This window comes from Pseudomonas sp., assembly GCF_049590575.1.
Classification (GTDB): domain Bacteria; phylum Pseudomonadota; class Gammaproteobacteria; order Pseudomonadales; family Pseudomonadaceae; genus Aquipseudomonas.
On sequence record NZ_JBAWDE010000036.1, the window covers coordinates 1 to 26,279 of the forward strand.

Below are 26,279 nucleotides of genomic sequence, written 5' to 3' on the forward strand. Positions count from 1 at the left end.
GGTCACCACCGCACCGCGCAGTGACAAGACCCAGGACCGCCACGAATTTTTCGGCAAGCACCAGACCGGCATCGTCACCCCGCGTCCGGCGTGCGGCATGCTGGTGGCATTCGACGTATTGGCCGGCGACCGCGAAGACCTCGAGCGCCTGTTCCGCACCTTGAACGAGCGCATCGCGTTCCTGATGACCGGCGGCACGGTGCCGCAAGTCGATGCGAAACTGCCGCCCACCGATTCCGGCATCCTCGGCCCGGTGGTCACTCCGGACAACCTGACCATCACCGTATCGGTCGGCGAATCGCTGTTCGATGAGCGCTTCGGCCTCGCGCACGCCAAGCCCAAGCGCCTGAGCCGCATGGTGGGCTTCCCCAACGATGCGCTGGAACCCGCGCAGTGCCACGGCGACCTGAGCCTGCAATTCAGTTCCAACACCCCGGACACCAATATCCACGCCTTGCGCGACATCGTGAAGAACCTGCCAGACCTGCTGCTGGTGCGCTGGAAGCAGGAAGGCAGTGTGCCGCCCCAGGCGCCGAGCAAACCCGGCGAGCCGGCGCAGAGCGCGCGCAACTTCCTGGGTTTTCGTGACGGTTCGGCCAACCCGAACTCCAACGACGACAGCGCGATGAACCAGATCGTGTGGGTGCAACACGGCAGCGACGAACCCGCGTGGGCCGCCAATGGCAGCTACCAGGCCGTGCGGATCATCCGCAATTTCGTCGAACGCTGGGACCGCACGCCGCTGCAAGAGCAGGAAAGCATCATTGGCCGCGTCAAGACCACGGGCGCGCCCATGGGTGGCCAGCAGGAAACCCAGGTTCCCGACTACAGCAAGGACCCGGAAGGCAAGTTGACCAAGCTCGATGCGCACATCCGCCTGGCCAACCCGCGTACCCCGCAGACTCAGGCCAACCTGATCCTGCGCCGGCCGTTCAACTACTCCAACGGCGTCAATAAAAACGGTCAGCTGGACATGGGGCTGTTGTTCATCTGCTACCAGGCTGACCTGGAGAAAGGTTTTATCAGCGTGCAAACCCGGCTCAACGGCGAGCCCCTGGAGGAATACCTCAAGCCGGTCGGCGGCGGGTACTTCTTCACCTTGCCGGGGGTCACGGGACCTGAAGATTTCATTGGGCGCACGCTGCTCGCTGCAACGCACCCTCAAACCACTGCCAACACCTAAAACAAACCAGAGCGGAAAACGTCCCATGAAGAAGTCGACTATCGCGTTGTCGTTGTTAATGACCCTTTCACCGCTGGCCGCCTTCGCCGCCACGGCGCCGCTGGACCTGGTAGGCCCGGTGTCGGACTACAAGATCTATGTCACCGAAGAAATCGGCGAGCTGGTCACCCAGACCCAGGCCTTCACCGACGCCATCAACAAAGGCGACCTGGCCACCGCCAAGAAGCTCTACGCGCCAACCCGCGTGCACTATGAGTCCATCGAGCCGATCGCCGAGCTGTTCAGCGACCTCGACGCGTCGATTGACTCTCGCGTTGATGACCATGAAAAAGGCGTGACCGCCGAAGACTTCACCGGCTTCCACCGCATCGAATACGCGCTGTTCTCGCAGAACTCGACCAAGGGCCTGGAAGCGCTGACCGCCAAACTCAACACCGACGTCAACGACCTGAAAACCCGAGTGGACGGCCTGACCTTCCCACCGGAAAAAGTCGTCGGTGGCGCCGCAGCGCTGCTTGAAGAAGTGGCCGCGACCAAGATCTCCGGCGAAGAAGACCGCTACAGCCACACCGACCTGTATGACTTCCAGGGCAACATCGACGGCGCGAAGAAAATCGTCGACCTGTTCCGTGGCCAGATCGAGAAGCAGGACACGGCCTTCCTGGCCAAAGTCGACAAAAACTTTGCCGCCGTGGACAAGATCCTGGCCAAGTACAAGACCAAGGATGGCGGCTTCCAGACCTACGACAAGGTCAAGGAAAACGACCGCAAAGCGCTGGTGGGCCCGGTCAATACCCTGGCCGAAGACCTGTCGACCCTGCGTGGCAAGTTGGGCTTGAACTGATAAAAGCGCCCATTGCCCTGCACTCACACGGTTGTGAAATGCAGGGCAACCGGCCCGCAGACACCTGACTCAACGCGTCCGGTTCTCCTGCTTAAACGGCTGACGTGTTCGCAAGCTTGAAGTCATGCAATGGCGTGCCAAAAGGTTCACCTGTTTTTGGGCTGATCGCGTACCAGTAATTCCCCACCCTGGATGCACTGACGCTAAGCCCCTGGCTAGTGCCAGGCGATCCTGTCTGGTGACCGCCTGAGGTGACATCAAAACCACCCGCCATCCAGTAAGCCCTCCACTTTTCCTCAACGGTGACCAATTCCGGCACTACCTTGCTCAGCTTCAACACCCCGCCCGCCAGCTGCGATAACTTAAACAGCCCCTTGATCGCGGCATTTGCCAGGCCGGCATAACCGTCCGCCGGGTTCATCACTGCGCTGCCGAAATAGGCTGACTCCTTGATAAAGTTAAAAGCCCTGTCGCTGAAGCTCGGGACGGGCTTGGTCCAAGCTATTTTGGGTGTAAGGGGGGCGACCCTGGGTCGCAACCTGCGAATCGCACCGCTAATCGGATTGGGCATCAGCGCCTTGCCCGCGCGTATCAGCGATCGAGCCTGGCTTCCCGCACCGATGAGCACGCCGGCCACATCCAATGTCAGGCTGAGGAAGCCCTGGCCGATATTGCCGTCGGCGAACTCTTGATAAGTGCCTACAAATGGCACCAGTCCCTTCAGGATTGCCTTTTCGCGCGCAAGCGCTTCGCGGTTTTGCTCCAGCGGCAGCGTGCCCAAGCTTCTTTTGAGCATTGACTCGTCGCTTCCGTACAAATTGTTTTCAGCAATAAGCGTTGAGATTTTTTGTATCTTCGCCGATGCAAAGGTATCAGTTGGGCCATCGGGCGCCAGCGGGTCGCCGATAATCGGCCCGCCGATGCTCTCCACGATAACGTTGGACGTGGTATTGGGCCTCGGCGGGCTCCCCTTCGAATAGGCCTCCAAATCTATTCCAAGCCGAAACCCACCCGTAAATGGGATCGCTTGGGCGCCCTGCAAGCCCAAGGGATTTGGCCTGCCCCCCAGCACATCGCCCAGTCTCAGATTTTCGGGAAGATCAGTACGCTTTATGATTTTCCCATTCGCAAACACTTCGAAGTAACACACCTGTTTACCCAGTTCGACGCGCATCAGCGTCCCTTGCCGCCCCCTCACCGCCTCTGTGTCTGCCGTGGTCTGCAGGCCAGGCGCAAGTCCTGTTTCGCCCCTCACGGTGAACAGTCTGACGACGCTCTTAGGGTCGTTCAGAAGCTGACGATCAGTCAGCGGCAGTTTTGCAAACATCAGTCTGAGTTGGGTGGCGTAAGCTTTCTTGAGCACAACGGCGTGCGATGCAACCGCGGTTTTCAGCAACGGTTTCAAATCCGGCAGGTTACGAATTCGGCTATCAAGCTCTGCGACTTTATTCGGCGGGGCCTCTACATCAAGGTTGAGTTGAAACGGGTTTTTTCGTTCACGCACCCGTCTTTGCGGCATATCGCTGTCCAGTACCCACTTGCCAGGTGTCAGGTCGCCTGTCATGTACATCTCGATGATCGAGGCTGAACGTGGCTCGGAGATGGACAGGTTTCGACGATCGCTGGAGCGGGCAAGCACGACTTTCATCGCTTCCAATTGACTGAGCGTAGTTCCGGGAAACACCTTGAGCAGCTCCCGTATCGCGAAGGCCCTGCGCGACGGCAGCTCGGTCACGGCGTTCATTGCGTCGTTCACCTCCTGGCGCTGTTTGAAGAATGCTGCGCTGGCGGTCTTCACCGCAGATACGGGGTGTTCCCCCCCTGCCGCGTCGGGAATGACGCCATTGAGCACCGCCCAATCCAGCAGGATTCTGATAGCCCCCAGCTGCATCAAGGACGCCTGCGCTTCGTTGATGGGGGCTAACGCGGTCAGCTCGCTGATCTGCTCTTCGTTCATCATGCGGCTTGCACCCGGCGCCTTGAGCTCCGCCATCTCACTGCCCAGGCGTAACTCCATCCAGGCTGGCGTGCCGATACGGATTTCCTTGGGCACGTTCTGCACCAGAAACTCGGGAGCCACCTGTGCAAGCCGGATCTGGGCAACCATTACCGCGAGTTTTGGCTCAAGCCCCCGCTCTGTGCTCAAGTGGTTCTCGAGATCCCGACGTACCGCGGTTAAAGTACGTCCCATGTTGCTCGGTTTGTACAGGTTATAACCCGCAACGTGGCCCGGCTTTGCGCTGTCGCCTTGCTCTGCGTGCAGCGTGAGCGCGGCAGTGACCAATTGCTGATTGACTGTCTTCGGCGATTGCGCCCCTTGCCATTTCAACGTGCTGCTCAGACGCTCACCATAGGCCAGGGCATCGGAACTGCTGAGCATTTTTTCCAGATGTTCCGCCGGGTTCTCTTGCAGCACCTCCAAGCTTGTTTCATCAAGGTAGTCAAAACTTTTAGGCTGTTGTCCCCCCCAACGTGCGCCCGCCTCGCGCTTCAAGGTTATTTTATCGTCCGCGGTCAGTTTGCCGGGTGACCACGGCGCCTCAATCAGGTCGCCGTAATTCCCCAAGGCAGGCGCGGGTGGCAAGGCGCTGCGCAGCCAGCGCACCACATTACGCGTCTCGCCCGCTGTGCGCGGTGAGCCCAGCCCCTTGTGATCGAGGATCTGGCGAATGTCGTAGCGAGGCACCGAGTACAGCGCGTGCCCCCGCGCCTGAGTCAAATCGGCTAGCCGCCGAAACGCGCTGTCCAGTTCACGAGTCCCCGTCACGTAACTCGTGAGATCTATCCAGCTGCCACTGGGAAGCTGATGTTCGAATTTACCCTCGGACACTCGGAATGGCTGCCCTTCCCAATACAGACCTTTGTCCTTGAGCAGTGCCCACAGGGCAGGTGATTCTATGAGTCGCCGCAGACTTACCCGAGCGGCATGATCGCCTGTCGACAACGGTGAGCTGGCCGATGGTTGCATGTGGTCTTCAGACCAGTCCCAGGGCGTATCATCAGGCGCGTCCTTGACCTTGTCCTCCAGATAATCGGCCAGGTAGGCGCGTTCATCCAGGTCACCGATGGTCTGCCGCGCGTCCTCGAGGCGGTTGCTGATCTGCTGATGCTTGGCATCGGACATTATCAGCCCACGTGTTTTGAGCTGATTCAGCGCCTCTACCTTTTCGCCTCGGTCACGCGGTACAGGCATGCCATAGGCCTGAAAAACCACTGAAGACGGCAGCCAGACCTCGCCCTTCGTCAGGTAATACATCCCCTTGTCCGCCGGGTCCAGCATATCCCTGAGCTTGCGCAGCTTCGCGCTGACCTCCCACCACCCGGAACCGTCCGAGGTGCTGAATGTTGCAAGCGAGCGCACACCGTCACGGGTGACATAACCACTGATGCTGTCCTTGTTCAGCAATAACCCTGATGTTTCCAAGCCTTTGCTTTGGAACCAGTCCTGCAATTGCGGCTGAGCGAGAACCTTTTCGTAAGCGTCCAAAACAGGCGCTATAGACGACCCGTCGGGGACTTGTACGATGGAGTAATCGCTTTGCAGCGAAGTGATCAAGTTTTTCCCAAGCTCATTATCGACAAGCTTGCGATCCGGGTTCACCGGCGCAGAGTTAGGCAGGGTCCAGCGCGGTGGCACTGCCGGCAGGTTGTTGGTCAGCCCGCCAACGGCCGAGTAAACGTGCGCAAGTGTGCTGGGGAAACCCAGCCCAGAAAACGCCAGCAATTGACGCGCATCGTACATCGGCCGCGAATACAGGGTATTGCCGACCGAAGCGCTCATGTCTACGAGTTGCTTGAAACCTGAATCCAGCGCCTTGATCGCCTCTTTTTGGTTCGCAGTGCCGCCGATTCCAACTTTGTTTATCTCGTCCTTGAGATAGTTTCCCAAAGAAAGCCATTGATTATTACCACCCCGAACTTCAAGGTCTCCATCAAATATCCTGTACGTTTTATTGTCGCCTCCCTGTCCAATCTTATTGATGAAATTCTGGAACGCTGGCGTCGCCAGCCAGTGTTCAAAGCGTTTACGCGGGGCCAGGCTTTTTTGCGCCAGACTCGATTCAGGTCGCACCCTCGCCAACTGCTCGCCAAGATTGAGCGCGTCGCCATCTCCCGAGTTGTTTATCAACTTCAACAGTTGAGACGCCAGATCAGACCGGGCATCAATGTCACTGTGGCGTTGCACGAGCGCCGCGAATTGCTGGCGCCACACACCACGTTTTTCGTCGGATATTGGCGGCCAGCCCGCCGAATTCAACAGGTGGCCTAGCGCAGGTCTGTCTTTGTCTTCGGGTGGGGCGTCTACACCGTAAAAATTGAGAATCGCGCCCAAATCATGGAACCGCCCACCTTTGGCACGGGGCATTAATACTCCAGACGAGTCAGGCGACAACTTGTCCGCCGCCTCGGTGAGTTTAGCCCCGACCTCATTCCAGCCTGACCCGTCGGTAGCGGTGAATGTGCGCGCGACCTTGGTCCCGCTGATTAACTCTGTGCCTTCTATCCGATCGCTGAAAACCCGCACTGACGATATATCCAGGCCTTTGGACTTAAGCCAGGCCTGCACCTGCGGCTCTTGAGCAGCCTGGCAAAAGGCATCAATGAAGGGCCGGATCGAGGCGTTTCGAGGAAAAGGATGACCTCTTAGGGTCCCGGTGATCAGCGCCTGGCTGAGGATTTTCTGCAACTTCTCATCAGCCTTCCTGGCGGCCACGTCATCGGGAAACACCCAGTTCTGGCGCGCCACGACCAGGCGGTGGGTACTTGTTGAACCTGTTTCGCGTATTTGCCGGCCCCCGCCGTGGCTGAACCTGGCTTGTCGCAATTGCCCGTCTTGTCGTCGCGGGACGTTTGCAATCGGCGCAGACTCACGCTCGCCGGAGGTGTCTTGAGGCGTTGATGTAATCGGAAGATCAGGCGGTTCGGGACGGGCACCATTGGCAGGTGGGACGAATGAGAGCGTAGACATTTGATTTACTGTAACTGTCGACATTTCAAGTCCTCTTCACGTGTGATCGCTAGAGTTCTTGTCCCTAAGAACCGTCACTGAAGAGGCTATAAGAGAACATCGGGATAGGGTGTAGGAGAGGTCTGTCGTGTTTGAGCTGATCCGGTCCGAGCGCTCCCGCGCAGCCAGCAACGCCGGCGGGAGCCTCGGCGTGTACTAAGCGGTCATTGTGACTGACGGCTCAAACCCTTCCAGTGGAGTACCGATCGGTAACCCGTTGCTCGGATTCGTCGCATACCAACGTTCACCCACCTTCACCGCGTCAACCGGCTTGGAACCGACTTTCCCACTGGACTTGACCGGGCGCTCGTCCTCCCGCTCTCCCGACTTGCGTTTCAGCACCTTGCGCGGGCTCTTCAAGCTGCGCAAGCTAAGGCCCGTGCGTACCTTTTCTTCCACCGCCCCAAGCTTCCCACCTATCGGTATCCTGGTTATGTTGTTTGCTAAGCGCGGGAGAGCGACGACACCTCGCCCGGCTGCGACCAGCATGTCCGCCGCACCATCAAATGGATTCAAAAAGCTACTGACGGCCAAGACACCCTTTTGCATTACGTTGAAAACCTTGGCACCGAAGGGCGCTACGGCTTTACTGGCCTTGACTAAAGGTTTAATGGATGACGCAGCTCCCCCGACCAAAGCACCGAGCGTGTCGAAAAACAGCCCTCGGGTACCCTCAATGATGTTGCCATTGGCAATATCTGTAATCGCACCTACAAAAGGGATCATACCCAGCAGGATATTGTCATTTTCATCCAATATTGTTCGCTGCTCCTCCAGCGGCAACTGGCCTACGGCAAGCTTCAACACACTGTCGCGATGATGAATAAAGTTACCCTGCATTATGCGATCGACAATTGACCGGGTTCGCGCGGAAGAAAAGCTGTTAGGAACACTGTCGTCTTTCGATTGCCCCTCGGTTGGCGGTGCCTCCAACGTATCACCGAGTTTGTCGATAATAATGCCCGGGGAGCTCACGCCTGGCCGGGGCAGCTCATTGGAGCTGTAGGCGTTGAAATCAAAGGGCTGCACTGCCCCATTCTCCAGTTGGGTGATGGTAGGCGCCCAAACGCCATAGCTTTTCGGATGGGCCTGCGACGAACCGCCTAAGGTCAGGTCATTCGGCAAGTCCGTGCGTTTGATGATCTGCATCTTGTCCGGGAACACTTCGTAATAGCTGACCACACCTTTGTAAACGCTACGTATCACTGTCCCTTTACGCCCTCGCCGCTCTTCCAGCTGCCCGGCTGTATGTTCGACTTTGGGCACGCCGTCGACTTGCGCGCGCAAGGCAAAAAGCTCAACGCTGCCAAACTCCAGAGCTTGGCGATCAGACAAAGGCAGGTTCGCAATCATCAGTCGCGTGGTGGTGCCCAGGCTCTGCTTGAGTCGGCCCAGATAGGTATCAACTTCGCGGGGCACCAAAGACTGTAGATCCGGCAAGTTCGCAATTTTGCCATTCAAGGCCTGAACGTTTTGATTAACCCTGGCTTGGTCGCGATCGCTGAGCCTGGCGCTGCCGCCATACGGCGATGACGATTTTTGCGGTCGCGGCGGCTGCTCATCAGGACCCAGCAGCATCCAGCGATTCGGTGAGAGATCGCCGCTCATATAAGCCTCGACCAGGGAACGCGTTCTTGGCTCGGACGGTTTCATATTGCGCCGAACATTCGCGTCAGCGATATGTACCCTTAAGGTTTTCAATTGTTCTACGCTGTAATCTGGAAAAACTTTTTGCAGGTTTTCGATCGCCAATCTTTCCCGGGTCGGCAGGGGCGAATTAAATACGTCCATGGCATCAATGAGCTGCTCACGCTCAGCCTTGAAGCCTTCCTGGGCCTGCTGAAAATGCTGCACCGTATAGACGCCATCCACCGGCTTGGCATAGAGGCCTTGCATCATGCCCCAATCGAGCAATATGTCAGCCCCATAACTGGTGAACAGCGCGTGCTCTTCTGTCGTTCTGCCCTCCAACCGACTGAGGGCAATGATGTCGTTGTAATTCATGTCTCGCGAGCTCCCTGCTCCCCCCAAGCGTTCTGCAATCACAACGCCCAGGCGCAGGTCTGCCCATTCCGACGAGCCTACGCGTAGCGTGGGCGGCGTTCCGCGTATCAGGAGTTCAGGCGCCGCGCTTGCGAGAAATAGATGGGCCATCAATGGCGCGGTCTTGGGGTCGACCCTTGGGTTGCGCTTGAGGTGTTGTTCAAAATCCGCGCGTATTTCTTTTACGGTTTTTCCGCTGTTGCCGGGCTTATAAAACTCGTAGCCCGCTGCGGTCCCGGGGCGACCTGGAGCGCCAGGATCTATCTGCAATTTGATAGCTGCAATTAACCACTGTGCGCGCTCCTTGGGTGAGAGTTGAGCCGTGCCGGACGCACCGAGGAATTGCCGCTTACTGGCAAGCCTCTGACCAAAGTCCGAGGCCGCAGAACCACCGAGGAGCAATTGCAAATAATGATCGGCTTTATCACGAAGCGCTTCGGGTGTAGCGCGTTCCAGATCGCCCGCCACGTCAAGATCGCGCAGAAGGTTATCGCTGGTTTTACGTTTGATATCCTCATCGCTCAATCCGGCCAGGAACGTTTTATCAGCAGCGGACATGAAACCAGGCGCCCATTCATCCGTCAGCAAGCCACTGTAGCTCCCCCAAGCTGAAGGTGGCTCCAATTGGGTATTGAGCCAGCGGATGGTGTTACGCAATTCACTTACGGTCGTGGGCAACGGCATCCCATGGTGTTGCAGGGCGTCGGCGACCGTGACCGTACTGGCCCCCTTGAGCGCCAACTTCGAAGTGCTGCTGACTTTTATTTCGAGGCCGGCCAGCGAAACTGCGTCGTTGTCCGCCTTGCCTGCCAAAAGCGGAGTCAGTGTTTTCGCCAGGTTTTCACGCTCATCCAATCTATCTATTGCGTTTCTGGCTGTTTCCACCCGGCGCTCCAGCCGGGAATTGCCAGTGGATGACTCTGTAGCCCAGTCGACTTTTACCAAATCATTGCGCACCGACGTTACATTGCCATCGCTGGCGGGTGGCGTTACCCCATACCATCGGAGGATCGCATTGCGGGAAAAACTGTTGTCGCTGATGCCTACAGATGGCAAGCCCGCATTCTCTGGATCAAGGGCCCTTGCGGCTACGCGCAACTTTTTACTGACTTGCCGCCATCCCGACGAGTCATTGATGTTGAATGTCCGCATGCTCGATACGCCATCACGGGTTACCCTGGCGCTTACCGAGCCTCTCTTGACTACCAACGTCGACAAGTCAATGCCATTTTTCGAGAACCAATCCTTCATTTCATCCGTATTCAGCGCGCTCCGATAGGCACTGAAGAGCGGGTAAATCGTCGTATTGGGGTGGACTTCAACGGGTGTGTCTGACGCAGTCAGCAGAGCAGTTCGGTTTATAAAGATCTGAAGTGATCGGTCGGCGACTGAAGAAATTTCGCCCTTGGCATACGAGGCGTTGCTCAATTTCTCGATGGCGAGTTTCACTTGCGCAACTGTCGTGGGTAACCCCAGTTTAGAAAAAGCAAGAAACTGGCGCGTGTCATAGAAGGGTTGTGAGTAAAGGACATCTCCAGTCGCCTTGCTCGCCTCCACGAGCTGCTTGAACTGGTCGTTCAAGGCTTTGACTGCGTCTTTTTCTTCCGGTGTACCGCCTATTCCGACTTTGTTGATTTCGTCCGCCAGGAAGCCTTGCAAAGAGGACCAGCGATTAGCCGAGTCACGCTGCTCAAGAACCCCGTCGACTATCCGGTAAAGTTTATCTGCGCCACCCAGTCCGATCTTTTCAATAAATGTCTTGAAGGCAGGCATGGCCAGCCATTTCACAAAAAGTTCGCGAGGTCCTCGGCTTTTGCGCGCCAGGGACGCCGAGGGTTGAACCACTAAAAGGCGGTCTTTCAGATTGAGGGGGTCGCCATCATTTTTATTATTGACGAGCGCCTGCAACTCGGAAACCACTTGCGATCCCATATCAATATCGCTGTTTTCCCGCACGAGCTGGTTGTATTGTTTCTTCCAACCTAGGCGTTGATCATCGGTTATCTCAGGCCAGCCCTCCTTTTCAAGCTTTTTGCCGAGCGCTTGTCGGTCCTTTGGGAGGGAGGGAGCTGTCACACCATAAAAGCCAAGAATAGTATTTACGGAAATAAATCCGCTTTTTGGGTCTGGCAGAAAAACCCCGTCTGGGTCGGTAGAAAGCCTGCTGACTGCATTTCCGAGTTTTGCGCTTACCTCCCTCCAACCAGACCCATCGACATGGGTAAACACTCGATTTTCCTTTCTTCCATTCACATCCACGGTGCCTTCAACGCGATCGCTGAACACCCGTACTGTCGATAAATCCAGTTTTTTGGACTCGAACCAGGCCTGCACCTTCGGGTCGCGGACAGCTTCAGTAAAAGCCTGGATGAAGGGTCTGATCGAGGCGTTTTGGGGAATGGGGTCCTCGAGGGGCAAGGCGTTGCCCAGTGAGCGGCCAAGCGCGTTCTGCAGGTCCTTATCAGCGCCTTTCGCATCTGCGGGCTCAGGAAACCTTGATTTTTTTAGTTTTGCACCGCCCCCGCGGGCAGTTGCATCTGACGCCGGCGAACGGGCACGGCGAACTGAGGGCTGACCAATCCTCGCTTGCACCAACTGTCCGCCTTGGTGGCGTGACGCCGTTGTAACCGGCGAGTGCTCATGCTCGTCTGGGTTGCTCTGCGGGGGGGGTGAAACAGCGGAATCAACAGGCGCATTGTGATTACCGCTGCCAATGGAAGGATAAGAATGTGTGGGCGTATGACTATTGATAAGTGTCGACATCGAAGTTCTCTCCACGGTTTAGGGCGTAGGAGTTCTTGTCCGTAAGAACAGTCAACCGGAAGATACAAGGCCAAACCAATCAGTTCTGTAAGGGCATTCCCAATCAGCGCCGTCGATGCCGAAGCAGATTACAAGATTCGGTAGAGCAGTCGCTCAATCCGCACCCGGCTTACCCGGCGCAAAAACTTGCCGACCGCCTCGGGATAATCCACCAGCGTCTGCAGATCCTGGTAGCGCCCGATGCGCGTGGTGTGCTCAAAAATCTGCGCCAACTCGGTACGCCGCGAGCCCAGCCACTGGCCTTGCGGGTCATCGATCAGCAAGGCGTTTTCCAGGTCCAGACGGAATGCACGCGGGTTGAGGTTGTTGCCGGTGAGCAAGGTATAACGCTGGTCGACCCACATGCCTTTGAGGTGATAGGTGTTGTCGCCATCACGCCACAGGTGCAGGTTAAGTTGGCCACTGTCGATCATCGGCTGATGACGCTTGGCGAAACGGCGCAGGCTGATTTCATACAGGTAAGGCAGTGCCGAGATCACCTTGAACGGTTCGCTGGGCGGGATGTAGAAATCGTTGGCGGTTTTGTCGCCAACGATGATGTCGACCTTGACCCCGCGCGCCAGGGCGCGGTTGATTTCCCGGGTAACCGGCAATGGCAGGTTGAAGTATGGCGTACAGATGGTCAGTTGCTGCTGAGCGCTGGCAATCAGCTCGAGAATCACCCGATTCAGCGGGTTGTTCTTGCCCACGCCCAGCAATGGGCTGACCGCCAGGTGCCCGTTGGGCACCTGCCCCGCCGTGGTGTCGTAGGCCGCGTGCTTGAGGCGGCTGCGCAGGTCGCCGATATCGTTACGCAGGCTGCGGGTGGTCGGCGGGTTGGGTAAATCCAGCCGGTGCACCGCCTTGGAGGTCACCAGACCGTGCTCCACCAGGTGTTGCATGGAATCGGCCAGGGGTTGGCTGTGAATCAGGTGATAGCGGTCAAAACGGTACTTGTCGAACTTGTGCAGGTAGACGTTGTTCAGGCTGGCGCCGCTGTACAGCACGCTGTCGTCGATCACAAAACCCTTGAGGTGCAATACGCCAAACAGTTCGCGGGTTTGCACCGGCACGCCGTACACCGGCACTTCACTGCTGTGGCGCTGGGTCATGGCCTGGTACCAGGCGCTGTTGCCCGGTTGCTTGCCGGCGCCGATCAGCCCGCGTTGCGCACGCAGCCAGTCGACCACCACCACGATGTCCAATTCCGGCCGCGCCGCCTTGGCAGCGTGCAGGGCGTCGTAGATTTCCTGACCCGCTTCGTCCTGCTGCAGATACAGGGCAACGATGTAGATACGCCGTGTCGCCTTGGCGATCTGTTCCAGCAGGCAACGACGAAACGCATCGGCGCCGGACAGCACGTCAATGGCCTCGGGGGTAAGGGGGAAACCGCGCAGTTTGGGCAACAGGGAGCGTTTGAAGAACGACGGCATAAGGCTCGCAATGGGTCGAATCCGAAGAGGCCCCGAGCTTACACCATGGGGGTGCTCAGGTCTTCCCGTCGCCCATGGAAAATTTTATTGACTAAGAAGAACGATCGTTCTACTGTTAAAGCATGATCGAAATTACCCAGAATGAAACCCGCGACATCATCCTCGACGTCACCGAAAAGTTGATCTACCGCCACGGCATCGCCGCCACCGGTATGGATTTGCTGGTGAAGACGGCCGGTGTCTCGCGCAAAAGCATTTACCGTTACTTTGCCAATAAAGACGAGTTAGTGATTGCCGCCCTGCAGCGCCGCGACGAACGCTGGATGCAGTGGTTGCGCGGCGAAGTGGAACGCACAGAAGACAGCGGCGAACGCCTGTTGGCGCTATTCGGCGCGCTCAAGGCCTGGTTCGGCTCGGCGGATTTTCGCGGCTGCGCGTTTATCAATACCAGCGGCGAGACCGGCGACCCACAAGACCCGATACGCCTGCTGGCCAAGGCGCATAAACACAAACTGTTCGAGTACGCCCTCGAACTGTGCGAAGCACATGGCACCCCCGACCCCGAACGGCAGGCCGCGCAACTGCTGATCCTGATCGATGGCGCCATTACCGTTGCCCTGGTCATGGGCGACTCAACCGCCGCCGATAACGCGCGATGCATGGCGCAAACACTATTGGGGCTTTGAAGCAACTTCGTCTCGTCAGGAGTAAAGCAATGTCATCTACCGCAGCCACACGCCCGCCTCTGCCGCCGTTTACCCGAGCTTCGGCGATTGAAAAAGTCCGCCTGGCTGAAGACGGCTGGAACTCTCGCGATCCTGAGCGGGTTGCCCTGGCCTACACCCTGGACACCCAGTGGCGTAACCGGGCCGAGTTCGTCCATAACCGCGAGCAAGCCAAGGGTTTTCTCACGCGCAAATGGGCCAGGGAGCTGGATTATCGTTTGATCAAGGAGCTGTGGGCTTTTACCGATAATCGTATTGCCGTGCGCTATGCCTACGAATGGCACGACGATTCCGGCAACTGGTTCCGGTCCTACGGCAACGAGAATTGGGAGTTTGACGAGAACGGCCTGATGGCCAATCGTTTTGCCTGCATCAACGACTTGCCCATCAAGGAAAGCGAACGCAAGTTCCATTGGCCGCTGGGACGGCGCCCGGATGATCATCCGGGGCTGTCCGATCTGGGGCTGTAAAAGCGCTTGGGGCCGACGACAGGGCGGCCCCCACACTCAGTCCTGGTTCAGGCCGACGCGATACAGCACGCCATTGTCTTCATCGGTCAGCACGTACAGATAGCCGTCTGGCCCTTGTCGTACATCGCGAATCCGCGCCTTCAAATCACCCAGCAAACGTTCCTCATGGACCACTTTATCGCCATCAAACTGCAGGCGGATCAGTTCCTGGGTGGCCAGCGCGCCGATGAATACGTTGTGCTGCCAGGGTTTGAAGCGGTCGGCATCGTAGAACGCCATGCCGCTGATGCCCGGTGATTTTTCCCACACGTGATGCGGCGGCACCGTGCCTTCAACGGTCTTGCCTTTGGCTTCCGGAATCGGTGCCAGCGAATAGTTGATGCCATGGGTTGCCAGCGGCCAGCCGTAATTCTTGCCGCGCTCGATGATGTTGATTTCATCACCACCACGCGGGCCGTGCTCGTTTTCCCAGATCGTGCCGCTCCACGGGTTCAGCGCCAGGCCTTGCGGGTTGCGCTGGCCGTAGGACCAGATTTCAGGCCGCACGCCTTCCTGGCCGACAAAGGGATTGTCATCCGGTACGCGGCCGTCCGGGTAAATCCGTACGACTTTGCCCTGCAATTTGTCCAGGTCCTGGGCGGTCGGGCGGTCATTGTTTTCGCCCAAGGTCACGAACAGGTAGCCGTCACGGTCAAACGCCAGGCGCGAGCCGAAATGGTTGCCGGTGGAGAGCTTGGGCTCCTGGCGCAGGATCACTTTAAAGTCGGTCAAGCCACGCAGGTCGGACGCCAAGCGCCCACGGCCCACGGCTGTCCCGGCCTTGCCGTCCTTGCCGCCGCCTTCGGAATACGTCAGATAGACCGTGCGGTCCTGCTTGAAGTCGGGTGACAGCACCACATCGAGCAAGCCGCCCTGCCCCTTGGCCCACACTTCGGGCACGCCGGTCAACGGCGCAGACAGTTTGCCATCCGGGCTGACAACGCGCAGATGGCCAGGGCGCTCGGTGACCAGGAAGCCTTGTTTATCCGGCAGGAAAGCCACGGCCCACGGGTGATCCAGGCCCTTGGCGATCGCGGTGGCGGTGATGCTGCCTTGTTCGCTGGGGAACTGCTGGGCATCGGCTGCGTAAACGCCAGTCATGGCGGTTGCGCAAATGGCGGCTAACAGAGTTTTGCGTAGAAACATAAGACGAGTCCTTACCGGCGATTGCCGTTGGCATCATAGGAGGGGGCTTTGGGTTCGGTGGCCGGACGGCTCGGGGCCGCTTCGCGCTTGGGGTAACTATTGCCGATGCCGCCATTTTCCAGGGTCGGTGGACGCGGGTTCGGCACAGTCTGGATACCGCGGATTGCCGGGGTATTGGGCTGGGTGCCCTGCATGCTGTTGGGGTTGGCCCGGTGAATCGGGCTGTTATTGGAATCGCTTCGGCCGGGCAGGCTTTGTGCCTGGGCCAACGGCATGAGCGCCAGGCCCAACGCCAGCACTGCGAAATGACGCACACAACTGTTCATGACAAAGCCTCTCTGGGGCGAGCATTACGTGCTTTCGATAACACGCTACCCCTTGGGTTCGGCTTTGGGCATTAAATACTTTCTCATCAGGTGTAACACGATCTGTCCGCGTGTCTGCTTATGGCACGGTCCGGGGAAACTTTTCATACAGCCTTCGAGTCACCAGAAGACAGCCTCAGCTAAAGGAATCGCACGTATGCCACGCTCAATCTGGAAAGGCGCCATCAGTTTTGGCTTGGTTCATATCCCGGTGTCACTGGTCTCGGCCACTTCCTCCCAAGGCGTGGATTTCGACTGGCTGGACAAGCGCAGCATGGACCCGGTCGGCTACAAACGCATCAACAAGACCACCGGCAAGGAGGTCACCAAGGAAAATATCGTCAAGGGCGTGGCCTTCGAAAAAGGCCGGTACGTGGTGCTCAGCGAAGACGAGATCCGCTCGGCGCATCCTAAGTCGACCCAGACCATCGAGATTATTGCGTTCGTTGACAGCGACCAGATCCCCCTGCAGAACATCGACACGCCCTACTTCCTGGCGCCCGACAAACGCGGCGGCAAGGTTTACGCATTGCTGCGTGAAACCCTGAAAAAAACCGGCAAGGTTGCCCTGGCCAACGTGGTGCTGCACACCAAGCAGCACCTGGCCGCGTTGATGCCACTGGAGTCGGCCCTGGTGCTGGTCATGCTGCGTTGGCCTGCCGAAGTGCGCAGCCTGGATGAGCTGGAACTCGGCACTGACGTGACCAAGCCCAGCCTGGCCAAGGGCGAGTTGGACATGGCCAAGCGCTTGGTGGAAGACATGAGCGCTGACTGGCAGCCTGAGGAATACCGCGACAGCTTCCAGGAAAAAATCATGGCGTTGGTGGCGAAGAAAGCCAAGGCCGGCAAGATCGAGGACGTGGAATCCCAGGAAGCCAGCGAAGAGCGTAAGTCGGCCGATGTCATCGACCTGACGGAATTGCTCAAACGCAGCCTGGCCGGCAAACCGGCGGCGAAAAAACCTGCCGCGAAGAAGTCCAGCAAAAAGGCCTCTTGAGCCAGCCATACGCGGGAGAAGCACATGGCAAAGCCCCTGAGCGAATACAACCGTAAACGCGACTTCGAGATCACCGCCGAACCGGCCGGCAGCGCCCCTGCCAGCAAGCGCAAGGCGCAGGCGCTGAGCTTTGTGATCCAGAAGCACGACGCACGCAACCTGCACTATGACTTTCGCCTGGAACTCGACGGCGTGCTGCTCAGCTGGGCCGTGCCCAAGGGCCCAAGCCTGGACCCGAGCCAGAAGCGCCTGGCGGTGCATGTTGAAGACCACCCCCTGAGTTATGCCAGTTTCGAGGGCAGTATTGCGGCCGGGCAGTATGGCGCCGGCGATGTGATCGTGTGGGACCGCGGCGTCTGGCAACCCCACGACGACCCGCGCAAGGCCTACGCTGCCGGCAAGCTCAAGTTCACCCTGGTCGGCGAGAAACTCTCGGGCGACTGGACCCTGGTACGCACGCGGCTCAAGGGCAGCGGCGATAAAGAACAGTGGCTGCTGATCAAGGAGAAAGACCCGCAGGCACGCCCCGCCGCCGACTACGACATTGTCGAAGCCGAACCGAAAAGCGTGCTCAGCGATGCATCGGTCGGCAAGCCAAAAACCAAAGCCAAGGCCAAAACCAAGCCGCGTACAAAACCTGAAAAGGCCGGCGGCGCCCTCCCCGAGCAATTCAGCCCGCAACTGGCAACCCTGGTAGAGCGCGCGCCGGAGGGCGATTGGCAATACGAAATCAAGTTCGACGGTTACCGCATGCTGGCGCGCATCCGCGACGGCGAAGTGCGCCTGTTTACCCGCAATGGCCACGACTGGACCGAACGCCTGCCGCGCCAGGCCAAGGCGTTGCAGGCGCTCAAGCTCAAGGACAGCTGGCTCGATGGCGAGGTCGTCAGCCTCAATGGCGACGGCCTGCCGGACTTCCAGGCGCTGCAGAACGCCTTTGATATCGGCCGCAGCCTGGACATTGTCTATTACCTGTTCGACGCGCCTTTTCTGGACGGCGCCGATCAGCGCGGAGCGCCGGTGGAGGAACGCCGAGCTGCGCTCAAGGCAGCCCTGGACGGTAGCCGCAGCAAATTGCTGCGTTTCTCCGAGGCCTTTGCCGCCAACCAGCGCGATATCTTCGAAAGCGCCTGCGACTTGGCCCTGGAGGGCGTGATCGGCAAGCGCATCGGCAGCCCCTACGTCTGCAGGCGCAGCGCTGACTGGATCAAGCTCAAATGCCGCTTGCGCCAGGAATTCGTGATCGTCGGCTATACCCGCCCACAGGGTTCGCGCAGCGGTTTTGGCGCGCTGCTCTTGGCCGTCAACGATGATTCCGGGCTGGTGTATGCCGGACGCGTGGGCACTGGCTTTGATCAGGCCGCGCTGAAAAATATCTATGCGCAGCTCACCCCCATTGAGCGCAAGGCCTCGCCACTGGCAAAACCGCTCACCAGCGCCCAGGCACGCGGCGTGCATTGGGTGGAACCGAGCCTGGTTGGCGAGGTGCAGTTTGCCGAGTGGACCCGTGAGGGCGTGGTGCGTCAGGCGGCCTTTGTGGGCATGCGCACCGACAAGCCGGCCGCGCAGATCATTCATGAGCAACCGCGCACAGCCAAATCCCTGACGGCCGCGCCCAGGACCAAAAAGACCAGCGGCGTGAACATCACCCACCCCGACCGGGTCATCGACCCACAAAGCGGCACGCAAAAGCAGCAACTGGCGCAGTTCTACGAGGGCATCAGTGAATGGCTGCTGCCGTTTCTGCACAATCGTCCCGTTTCGTTGCTCAGAGCGCCGGAAGGCATCGAAGGCGAGCAGTTTTTCCAGAAGCATTCAGAACGCCTGGCGATCCCCAACATCAAGCAACTCGATCAGGCGCTGGACCCAGGCCATGCACGCCTGATGGAGATCGATAGCGTGAACGCCCTGCTCGGCGCCGTACAAATGGGCACGGTTGAATTACACACTTGGGGCGCCACCGCAGACAAAATCGAGACGCCCGACCTCTTCGTACTGGACCTCGACCCAGACCCCGCGCTGCCCTGGAAAGCCATGCTCGAAGCCGCGCAACTGACCTTGTCAGTGCTCGACGAACTGGGCCTGGAGGCCTTCGTCAAGACCAGCGGCGGCAAAGGCTTGCACCTGGTCATACCGCTTGCACGGCGCGATGGCTGGGACTCGGTAAAAGCCTTCGCCAAAGCCATCGCGCAGTTCATGACGCAGCAACTGCCTGAGCGTTTTACTGCGACTTCAGGGCCGAAAAACCGCGTCGGCAAGATCTTTATCGACTACCTGCGCAATGCGCGTGGCGCCAGCACGGTGGCCGCGTATTCGGTGCGGGCACGGCCGGGCCTGCCGGTGTCGGTGCCGGTCAGCCGCGAGGAATTGAAAGGGTTACGTGGCGCTCAACAATGGACGGTGGCCAATCTGCAGGAGCGTTTGCAAGGGTTGAAATCTGATCCGTGGGCCGGTTACGCCAATCGCCAGAAGATCAGCAAAAAGATGTGGGACAAGCTGGGCGCCACGCCACCGGAGTGAGCGCCCAGGCCGGTCCTAGATAAGCACGAACAGGGCCAGCAAGGCCGCGAAAATCGCCCATTTTTCCAGGTAGTAACGCGTACGGTTGCGCTTTTTCAGCTCTTTGCCGCGCAAACGGATTTTGTACAGGCGGGTAAAGGCGCGGTTCAACCCTCCGGTCTTGTCCCCGGCGTCGTTGGGGGAGCCCGCAGCCGCCATTACGTGACGGCTGAACCAGCGATTGAACGCCGCAGCCCAGCGATATTTCATGGGCCGCTCGATATCACAAAACAGGATGATGCGATTCTGCTGGGTGGTGTTTTCGGCGTAATGAATGTAGGTCTCGTCGAACATCACCGGCTCGCCGTCGCGCCAGTAGTAGTTTTCGCCGTCCACGTTGATGTAGCAGCCTGGATCGTTCGGGGTATCCAGGCCCAGGTGATAGCGATACGAACCGGCATACGGGTCACGATGGCGCACTAGCTTCGAGCCTGGTGGCAGCTCGGCGAACATCGCGGCCTTGATCGAACCAATGCTCTGCACCAGCTCGGTGGTGCGCGGGCACAGCTTCATCGCCGATGGGTGGCTGTCGCCGTACCATTTCAGGTAAAAACGTTTCCAGCCGGATTTGAAGAACGAGTTGAAGCCGACGTCGTTGTATTGGTCCGAGCGCTTGATCTCACCCGCGCGCATTAGGTTCTGGCCTTCCTGGCGAATTTCCTCCCAGTGCGCCTGCAACGGGCTCAGGTCGGGGAAATCACCGGGCGACAGATACGGTCGGCTGGGCAGTTTGGAGAACAGATAGAGGAAGCAGTTGATCGGGGCCAGAAAGGTCGAATGATCACTGAGTTGGCGACCCAGCTTGTGTCGCACCCGGCCACGCAGGTGTACATACGCGATGGAGGCAACGTAGAGAACAACAATGATGAGTTTCAAGGGATTTCGTCACACGTCAGAAGAGAACAGGCTGCTCCTGCGCGCCCACGACGGCCGAGGATGGATAGCAGCACCTGAAATCACAATTCACACATTGGGTGCGGGGGCTGGATAACAGCTCGGTTCCCGACCATTGAGCGTTATTTAGCCACAGTTTGTAACCAAAAGTTAACTAAGAATTGTGAAAAGCTGTCGAGTGAATGTGCGCTGCGGGTACCTCGGCGGGCGTCCTTGATAGCCACCCGCGAGGCGTCTGCGCTGCCTTATGGACGCGGTAGGCGGCTCTCATAGGCCCGCGTAGAAGGCCCGTTTTCGCGTCGTTGTTGGATGAAATGCCGCATAAATGCCACCAGGATTCCCAGCATCAATCCGGCCATCAGGCTTAATGCAATGACCATCGCGCCCCTGGGTTTGATCGGGCTCAAAGGTTCCTGGGCCTGGCGGTCCACAGTCACCAGTTTCAGCGCGCTCATATCGATATTCAAGCTGCGCAGCCGAGCATCTTCGGCCCACAGCGGTTCAACGTCCTGCAGGAAAACATCTTCATTCTTGCGGTTATTGAGTACCTCGACTTCGCGATTGACGTCGAGCATGCGCAACTCCTTGCCAATCTCGGCCACTCGCCTATTAGTGAAATCGTCGTTGGTTCGCTGACGCAGCGCGGCACGCTCAGCCGACAGTACCTCGCTGCCCATGAAGTACAGCGGCACTTTCTGGTTAGTCACGACGGTACGCATCACCTGGTTTGAGCCACCTGTTGCATCGGCCCCCATGACGGAGGGCGCGGTGGGGCTCTTGATGCCGACAGACTTGGCAATCGAGATCGCCTCGTCCAACTCTGCCAGGTGACTGGTGCGCTCCGCTTTGAGTTGCAAGCGCAAGGCGGTCAGTTCGTCCTGCAACCGAGCGCGTTTGACGTTATCGGCCTCGAGCAACTGGGCAATCTTCGATTCTTTAGCAGTCTCGTAATTGACCCGTGCCGCTTCGATCTTGCCCTGGAGCTCATTGAGGCGGTTGTTGACGATCACTTTGAGGTCAGCCCCCACCTGTTCGCGCTCCAGCGCAATGGCGTAGTCGACGAACCCGTTGAGAATAGCCACGCCGTCAATGCCCTTGGGGTACTGCATTTCCAGGCGAACATAGCGATTGAATGCATCGGGTTGTTTTGGGTCCGGCATTACCAACTTGATAGCATCGCGATTGAAGGCTTCAAAGCTCTGCTCCAGGCTTTGCCCGGGGCGTTGAAACGCTTCAAAAAGCGCGGGGTTGGCCCTGAAGAAGCCCAGCCGGGCCTCATAGGAATCCAGTTGCATCGCCACTTTGGCCAACGCGTCGGCCGGTGGCAAGGTGTAGACCTCGGACCGGTTCAGCGCATCCAGCTGATTGATTGCAGCAGGCCGCAGCACACTGCTGACCTGGTAAACCCTCGGCGCCAGCAATGCGTAGCCTACTCCCAGAAGGCCCGCGAGGACTGCGCATCCGATCACGCATTTTTTTTGCTTCCAGATCGCGTTGAACAGATCAAACAGGTCGATTTCTTCCGATGGAATAAGTTGATGTAGCTGGGGAGTGTTGTTCAAAGTTCATACACCCTGAAGAGTTGAAATCAGCGTCCAAAAACACAGACCTGAAACAACAAGATAAACAGGGGCAACGTCCGGGCACACAATTTACGTGACCCTCTGCCGGCAAAGAGATCACCCAATTCAATGAACGCTCCTACCGACGTCGGTAAGGGATTCATGCCAATGCCACGGGTATCTTGATTGACAGACACTCCGCGCGTAGACGATCCGTTACGAGACGTTACCCAGCGGCCAGGCAAAATAACCCTAATCGCCTGTCTGAGAAGAAAAAAAAGCTAATAAATTGAAAAAATAGGAATATTCCTACAATTTCACCCATGAGCGCTTAACCCAACGCATTGTCCATAAAAAATGGCGATTAGCCTTCAGCAAAAGGAAATTGGATGTCACCCATTTCAGATCCGGATTTTCACGCCCTTCAAGGTGCCTGGGAGCAAATCTCACTTGAAGACAACGGCGTGCTGAACCCCGTCGATGCCCACAGCGCCCCGGGTGCAATCACCACCATCCAGGGAGACCGCTTCGAAGTAAAGACAGTGCAAGGCGAGGTGTTATTGGCTGGCCGGTTTTTCCTGGACAGCACCACTGTTCCCAAAAGCATTACTTGGGTCGACGCTACAGGCGAGGACGCCGGTAAGCTTCTGCCCGCCAGTTATCGCCTTGAAGGGGATGAATTTGTGTTCATTGCCGCGGATGAAAGTATGCCCCGCCCAATCACGTTCAAGACTGGCGCAGGTCAAACCATGCGCACTTTCGTGCGGCGCGCCTGATCGTCAAGCTGTCCGAACGTGCGACCGCATTTTCACAAAGCCTTCACTTCCAGGTCTATAGGGTGAAGCCTACCTACTCCAGTGAAGCCCTTAGCCCGCCTCTTATCGCGGGCTTTTTTTTTGCCTTGTGCAATACGGCTCAGGTCGCGTTAAAACCCTGGCAAGCGCGCGAAACTTAACCGGTAGCACGCAGGTCACTAACGCAACGGGTGTTCAGCCGTTGAACATCCTTCGCGAAGACTCCGCCATGGCCAAAGACGCAGACCTGCGCAACGCGCTGTCCCTGGACAGCCTGAATTTTTTCCTGGCCGATGTACGCGATGGCCTTGGACCCTACCTGGCCATCTACCTGCTGGCCGTGCACAAGTGGGACCCGGCCAGTATTGGCGTGGTCATGACCCTGGCGGGCATTGCGGCATTGATCACCCAGGGCCCGGCGGGCGCACTGATCGACCGCACACGCAGCAAGCGCGCGGTGATTGCAGTCGCCGCCATTCTGGTGACCGTCAGTTGCCTGGTGCTGCCTTTCGTCAGTTCATTCAGCCTGGTCGCGCTGACCCAGGCGGCCAGTGCCATCGCCGCGTCGGTGTTCGCCCCGGCAATTTCCGCGATTTCCCTGGGCATCACCGGGCCACGTGCGTTCACCCGGCGCACCGGGCGCAACGAAACCTTCAATCACGCCGGCAATGCCGTGGCCGCCTTGCTGGCGGGCGGGCTGGCTTACCTGTTTGGACCCGTGGTGGTGTTTTACCTGATGGCCTTTATGGCGGCGGCCAGTATCGTCGCGGTCAGTTGCGTGTCGGCCACGGCCATCGATCACGAAGTCGCCCGCGGCTTCGACCCGGCCCACGCCAACGACCACGAACAACCGTCCGGCGTTAAAGTGTTGCTGGCCAACCGGCCGCTGCTGGTGTTCGCGATCTGCTGCGCACTGTTCCACTTGGCCAATGCCGCCATGCTGCCGCTGGTCAGCCAGAAGCTGTCGCAGATCAACCTGCAGATGGCCACGCCGCTGACCTCGGCCTGCATCGTCGCCGCGCAATTGGTGATGGTGCCGATGGCCTGGCTGGTGGGTCTCAAGGCCGACGTATGGGGGCGCAAGCCGCTGTTGCTGGCCGGTTTCCTGATTTTGCCGCTGCGCGGTGTGCTGTACACCCTGTCCGACGACCCTTATTGGCTAGTCGCCGTGCAGATGCTCGACGGCATCGGCGCGGGGATTTTCGGCGCGCTGTTCCCGGTGATCGTCAAGGACCTGACACAAGGCACCGGCCGCTTCAATGTGAGCCTGGGTGCGCTGTCCACGGTGTTTGGCCTGGGCGCGGCGCTGAGCAGCAGCCTGGCCGGTTTCGTGGTGCAACTGGCCGGTTATAATGCCGCGTTCATGACCCTGGCGGGCGTCGCCGCGCTGGCGTTGGCGTTGTTATCGCTGGCGATGCCCGAGACCTTGGCGAAACCTTCCCGCGCTCGCCATACAACTGTCGCCTGACATATGCGACAATGCGCGCCAAATTCCAATACACATCCAAAATCCTCTGCTCAGCGACCGGGTTTCGCGCCTTGATGTCGCTGTTGACGCATGCCTGAAGGCTCCTGCCGCCACGCTCGCAACCCATTGATAGGTAAAGTAATTGATCTCCACAGCTAACATCACCATGCAGTTCGGCGCCAAGCCGCTCTTCGAGAACGTTTCGGTCAAGTTCGGCGCAGGCAACCGTTATGGTTTGATCGGTGCCAACGGTTGCGGCAAGTCGACCTTCATGAAAATCCTCGGCGGTGACCTCGATCCGTCCGGCGGACAGGTCATGCTGGAGCCGAACGTACGCCTGGGTAAACTGCGCCAGGACCAGTTCGCCTACGAAGAATTCACCGTGCTCGACACCGTGATCATGGGCCACGAGGAGCTGTGGAAGGTCAAGGCCGAGCGCGACCGTATCTACTCGCTGCCGGAAATGAGCGAAGACGACGGCATGGCCGTGGCCGAGCTGGAAACCGAATTCGCCGAGATGGACGGCTACACCGCCGAATCCCGGGCCGGTGAGCTGCTGCTGGGCCTGGGTATTCCCCTGGAACAGCATTTCGGCCCGATGAGCGAAGTGTCGCCAGGCTGGAAACTGCGCGTACTGCTGGCCCAGGCGCTGTTCTCCGACCCTGAAGTGCTGTTGCTCGACGAACCGACCAACCACTTGGACATCAACACCATCCGCTGGCTGGAAAACATTCTGACCCAGCGCTCCAGCCTGATGATCATCATCTCTCACGACCGTCACTTCCTGAACAGCGTGTGCACCCACATGGCTGACCTGGACTACGGCGAGCTGCGCCTGTTCCCGGGCAACTACGACGAGTACATGACCGTGGCGACCCAGTCCCGCGAGCAACTGCTGTCGGACAACGCCAAGAAGAAAGCGCAGATCTCCGAGCTGCAATCGTTCGTCAGCCGCTTCTCGGCCAACGCCTCGAAAGCCAAGCAGGCCACTTCGCGCGCCAAGGCGATCGACAAGATCCAGCTGGCCGAGGTCAAGCCTTCGAGCCGCGTGAGCCCGTTCATTCGTTTCGAGCAAACCAAAAAGCTGCACCGCCAGGCTGTGATGGTCGAAAAAATGGCCAAAGGCTTCGACGGCAAGCCGCTGTTCAAGGACTTCAGCTTCCAGGTTGAAGCCGGCGAGCGCGTGGCGATCATCGGCCCGAACGGTATCGGCAAGACCACCCTGCTGCGCACCCTGGTCAACGAGCTGACCCCGGACGCCGGCAGCATCAAGTGGACCGACGCCGCAGAACTGGGCTACTACGCCCAGGACCACGCTTCCGACTTTGAAGACGACATGAGCCTGTTCGACTGGATGGGCCAGTGGACTCAAGGCGAACAAATGATTCGCGGTACTTTGGGCCGCATGCTGTTCTCCAACGACGAGATCCTCAAGTCGGTCAAGGTGATCTCCGGTGGTGAGCAAGGCCGCATGCTGTTCGGCAAGCTGATCCTGCAAAAGCCGAACGTGCTGATCATGGACGAACCGACCAACCACTTGGACATGGAATCCATCGAAGCGCTGAACCTGGCGCTGGAGAACTATCCGGGCACGCTGATCTTTGTCAGCCACGACCGTGAGTTCGTATCGTCCCTGGCCACCCGCATCATTGAGTTGAGCGCCAGCGGCGTGATCGACTTCAGCGGCACTTATGACGACTACCTGCGCAGCCAGGGCGTGGTGTTCTAAATAACGCCACAGGCGTGAGCTGGCTTGTTGTGCAGATCAACAGGCTCGTTGTGGTGAGCAGGCTTGCCCTGTGCTGGGCTGCGCAGCAGCCCTGAAATCAAACACCGCGTTCTGCCTGGCAGAACGCGGTGTTTTTTATTGGGGCCGCTGCGCAGCCCAACGCAGGGCAAGCCTGCTCGCCACAAATAAAGCCGGTCAGCTTCCCCCAACTAAAGGTA

Annotated in this window: 16 protein-coding genes; 9 read left to right on the forward strand and 7 right to left on the reverse strand. The window is 58.5% G+C overall.

Features of this window, described 5'->3' with window-relative positions; translation table 11 throughout:
• Together efeB and efeO are read left to right on the forward strand one after the other, a co-directional pair.
• The coding region (gene efeB / locus WBR57_RS02825) for an iron uptake transporter deferrochelatase/peroxidase subunit (RefSeq protein ID WP_424081918.1) at positions 1 to 1,183 on the forward strand (1,183 nt) is incomplete at its 5' end.
• 25 nt (positions 1,184 to 1,208) lie between these two features.
• Complete coding sequence (gene efeO / locus WBR57_RS02830; protein WP_424081920.1) at positions 1,209 to 2,027, forward strand: iron uptake system protein EfeO; 819 nt, start codon at positions 1,209 to 1,211, stop codon at positions 2,025 to 2,027.
• A gap of 91 nt (positions 2,028 to 2,118) precedes the next feature.
• Here the strand turns inward: efeO and WBR57_RS02835 are convergent, their stop codons facing one another.
• The 3 genes from WBR57_RS02835 to pssA form a co-directional block, all read right to left on the reverse strand.
• Positions 2,119 to 7,020 carry a hypothetical protein gene (locus WBR57_RS02835; protein WP_424081922.1) on the reverse strand — a complete coding sequence of 1,634 codons (4,902 nt, stop codon included), beginning with the start codon at positions 7,018 to 7,020 and terminating at the stop codon, positions 2,119 to 2,121.
• Positions 7,021 to 7,191: 171 nt separating this feature from the next.
• Positions 7,192 to 11,841 carry a hypothetical protein gene (locus WBR57_RS02840; RefSeq protein WP_424081924.1) on the reverse strand — a complete coding sequence of 1,550 codons (4,650 nt, stop codon included), beginning with the start codon at positions 11,839 to 11,841 and terminating at the stop codon, positions 7,192 to 7,194.
• Positions 11,842 to 11,969: 128 nt separating this feature from the next.
• A complete protein-coding gene (pssA, locus tag WBR57_RS02845; protein WP_424081926.1) occupies positions 11,970 to 13,313 on the reverse strand; it encodes a CDP-diacylglycerol--serine O-phosphatidyltransferase in 1,344 nt (447 codons plus the stop codon).
• Positions 13,314 to 13,435: 122 nt separating this feature from the next.
• On the opposite strand from pssA, the gene WBR57_RS02850 reads away from it, so the two are divergent.
• Both WBR57_RS02850 and WBR57_RS02855 read left to right on the forward strand, forming a co-directional pair.
• The gene (locus tag WBR57_RS02850; RefSeq protein WP_424081928.1) at positions 13,436 to 13,999 is read left to right on the forward strand and encodes a TetR/AcrR family transcriptional regulator; all 564 of its coding nucleotides are present in this window, start codon (positions 13,436 to 13,438) and stop codon (positions 13,997 to 13,999) included.
• 29 nt (positions 14,000 to 14,028) lie between these two features.
• The gene (locus WBR57_RS02855; protein WP_424081930.1) at positions 14,029 to 14,508 is read left to right on the forward strand and encodes a DUF1348 family protein; all 480 of its coding nucleotides are present in this window, start codon (positions 14,029 to 14,031) and stop codon (positions 14,506 to 14,508) included.
• A gap of 36 nt (positions 14,509 to 14,544) precedes the next feature.
• On the opposite strand, the gene WBR57_RS02860 is transcribed toward WBR57_RS02855, so the two are convergent.
• Positions 14,545 to 15,693: a PQQ-dependent sugar dehydrogenase gene (locus WBR57_RS02860; RefSeq protein WP_424081932.1), complete on the reverse strand. Its 1,149-nt coding sequence runs from the start codon at positions 15,691 to 15,693 to the stop codon at positions 14,545 to 14,547.
• An 11-nt stretch (positions 15,694 to 15,704) separates the two neighbouring features.
• The gene (locus tag WBR57_RS02865) at positions 15,705 to 16,019 is read right to left on the reverse strand and encodes a hypothetical protein (RefSeq protein WP_424081934.1); all 315 of its coding nucleotides are present in this window, start codon (positions 16,017 to 16,019) and stop codon (positions 15,705 to 15,707) included.
• Positions 16,020 to 16,215: 196 nt separating this feature from the next.
• Between WBR57_RS02865 and WBR57_RS02870 the strand changes: the two genes are divergently transcribed.
• Entirely contained in the window at positions 16,216 to 17,055 is an 840-nt protein-coding gene (locus WBR57_RS02870; protein ID WP_424081936.1) for a Ku protein, read from the forward strand.
• Between the two features lie 24 nt (positions 17,056 to 17,079).
• Positions 17,080 to 19,575 (forward strand): DNA ligase D, encoded by a 2,496-nt coding sequence (gene ligD, locus WBR57_RS02875; RefSeq protein ID WP_424081938.1) that lies wholly within the window; start codon positions 17,080 to 17,082, stop codon positions 19,573 to 19,575.
• Between the two features lie 15 nt (positions 19,576 to 19,590).
• Here ligD and lpxO read toward each other — a convergent pair whose 3' ends face one another.
• Together lpxO and WBR57_RS02885 are read right to left on the reverse strand one after the other, a co-directional pair.
• Positions 19,591 to 20,490 carry a lipid A hydroxylase LpxO gene (gene lpxO, locus WBR57_RS02880; protein WP_424081940.1) on the reverse strand — a complete coding sequence of 300 codons (900 nt, stop codon included), beginning with the start codon at positions 20,488 to 20,490 and terminating at the stop codon, positions 19,591 to 19,593.
• Between the two features lie 263 nt (positions 20,491 to 20,753).
• On the reverse strand, positions 20,754 to 22,070 hold the full coding sequence (locus tag WBR57_RS02885) for a Wzz/FepE/Etk N-terminal domain-containing protein (protein WP_424081942.1): 1,317 nt from the start codon (positions 22,068 to 22,070) through the stop codon (positions 20,754 to 20,756).
• Between the two features lie 389 nt (positions 22,071 to 22,459).
• Here WBR57_RS02885 and WBR57_RS02890 point away from each other — a divergent pair, with 389 nt between their 5' ends.
• From WBR57_RS02890 to WBR57_RS02900, 3 genes are all read left to right on the forward strand, one after another.
• Entirely contained in the window at positions 22,460 to 22,846 is a 387-nt protein-coding gene (locus WBR57_RS02890) for a TIGR03067 domain-containing protein (protein ID WP_424081944.1), read from the forward strand.
• 247 nt (positions 22,847 to 23,093) lie between these two features.
• The gene (locus WBR57_RS02895; protein WP_424081972.1) at positions 23,094 to 24,332 is read left to right on the forward strand and encodes an MFS transporter; all 1,239 of its coding nucleotides are present in this window, start codon (positions 23,094 to 23,096) and stop codon (positions 24,330 to 24,332) included.
• A gap of 142 nt (positions 24,333 to 24,474) precedes the next feature.
• Positions 24,475 to 26,061 carry an ABC-F family ATPase gene (locus tag WBR57_RS02900; protein WP_424081946.1) on the forward strand — a complete coding sequence of 529 codons (1,587 nt, stop codon included), beginning with the start codon at positions 24,475 to 24,477 and terminating at the stop codon, positions 26,059 to 26,061.
• Positions 26,062 to 26,279 lie beyond the last annotated feature (218 nt).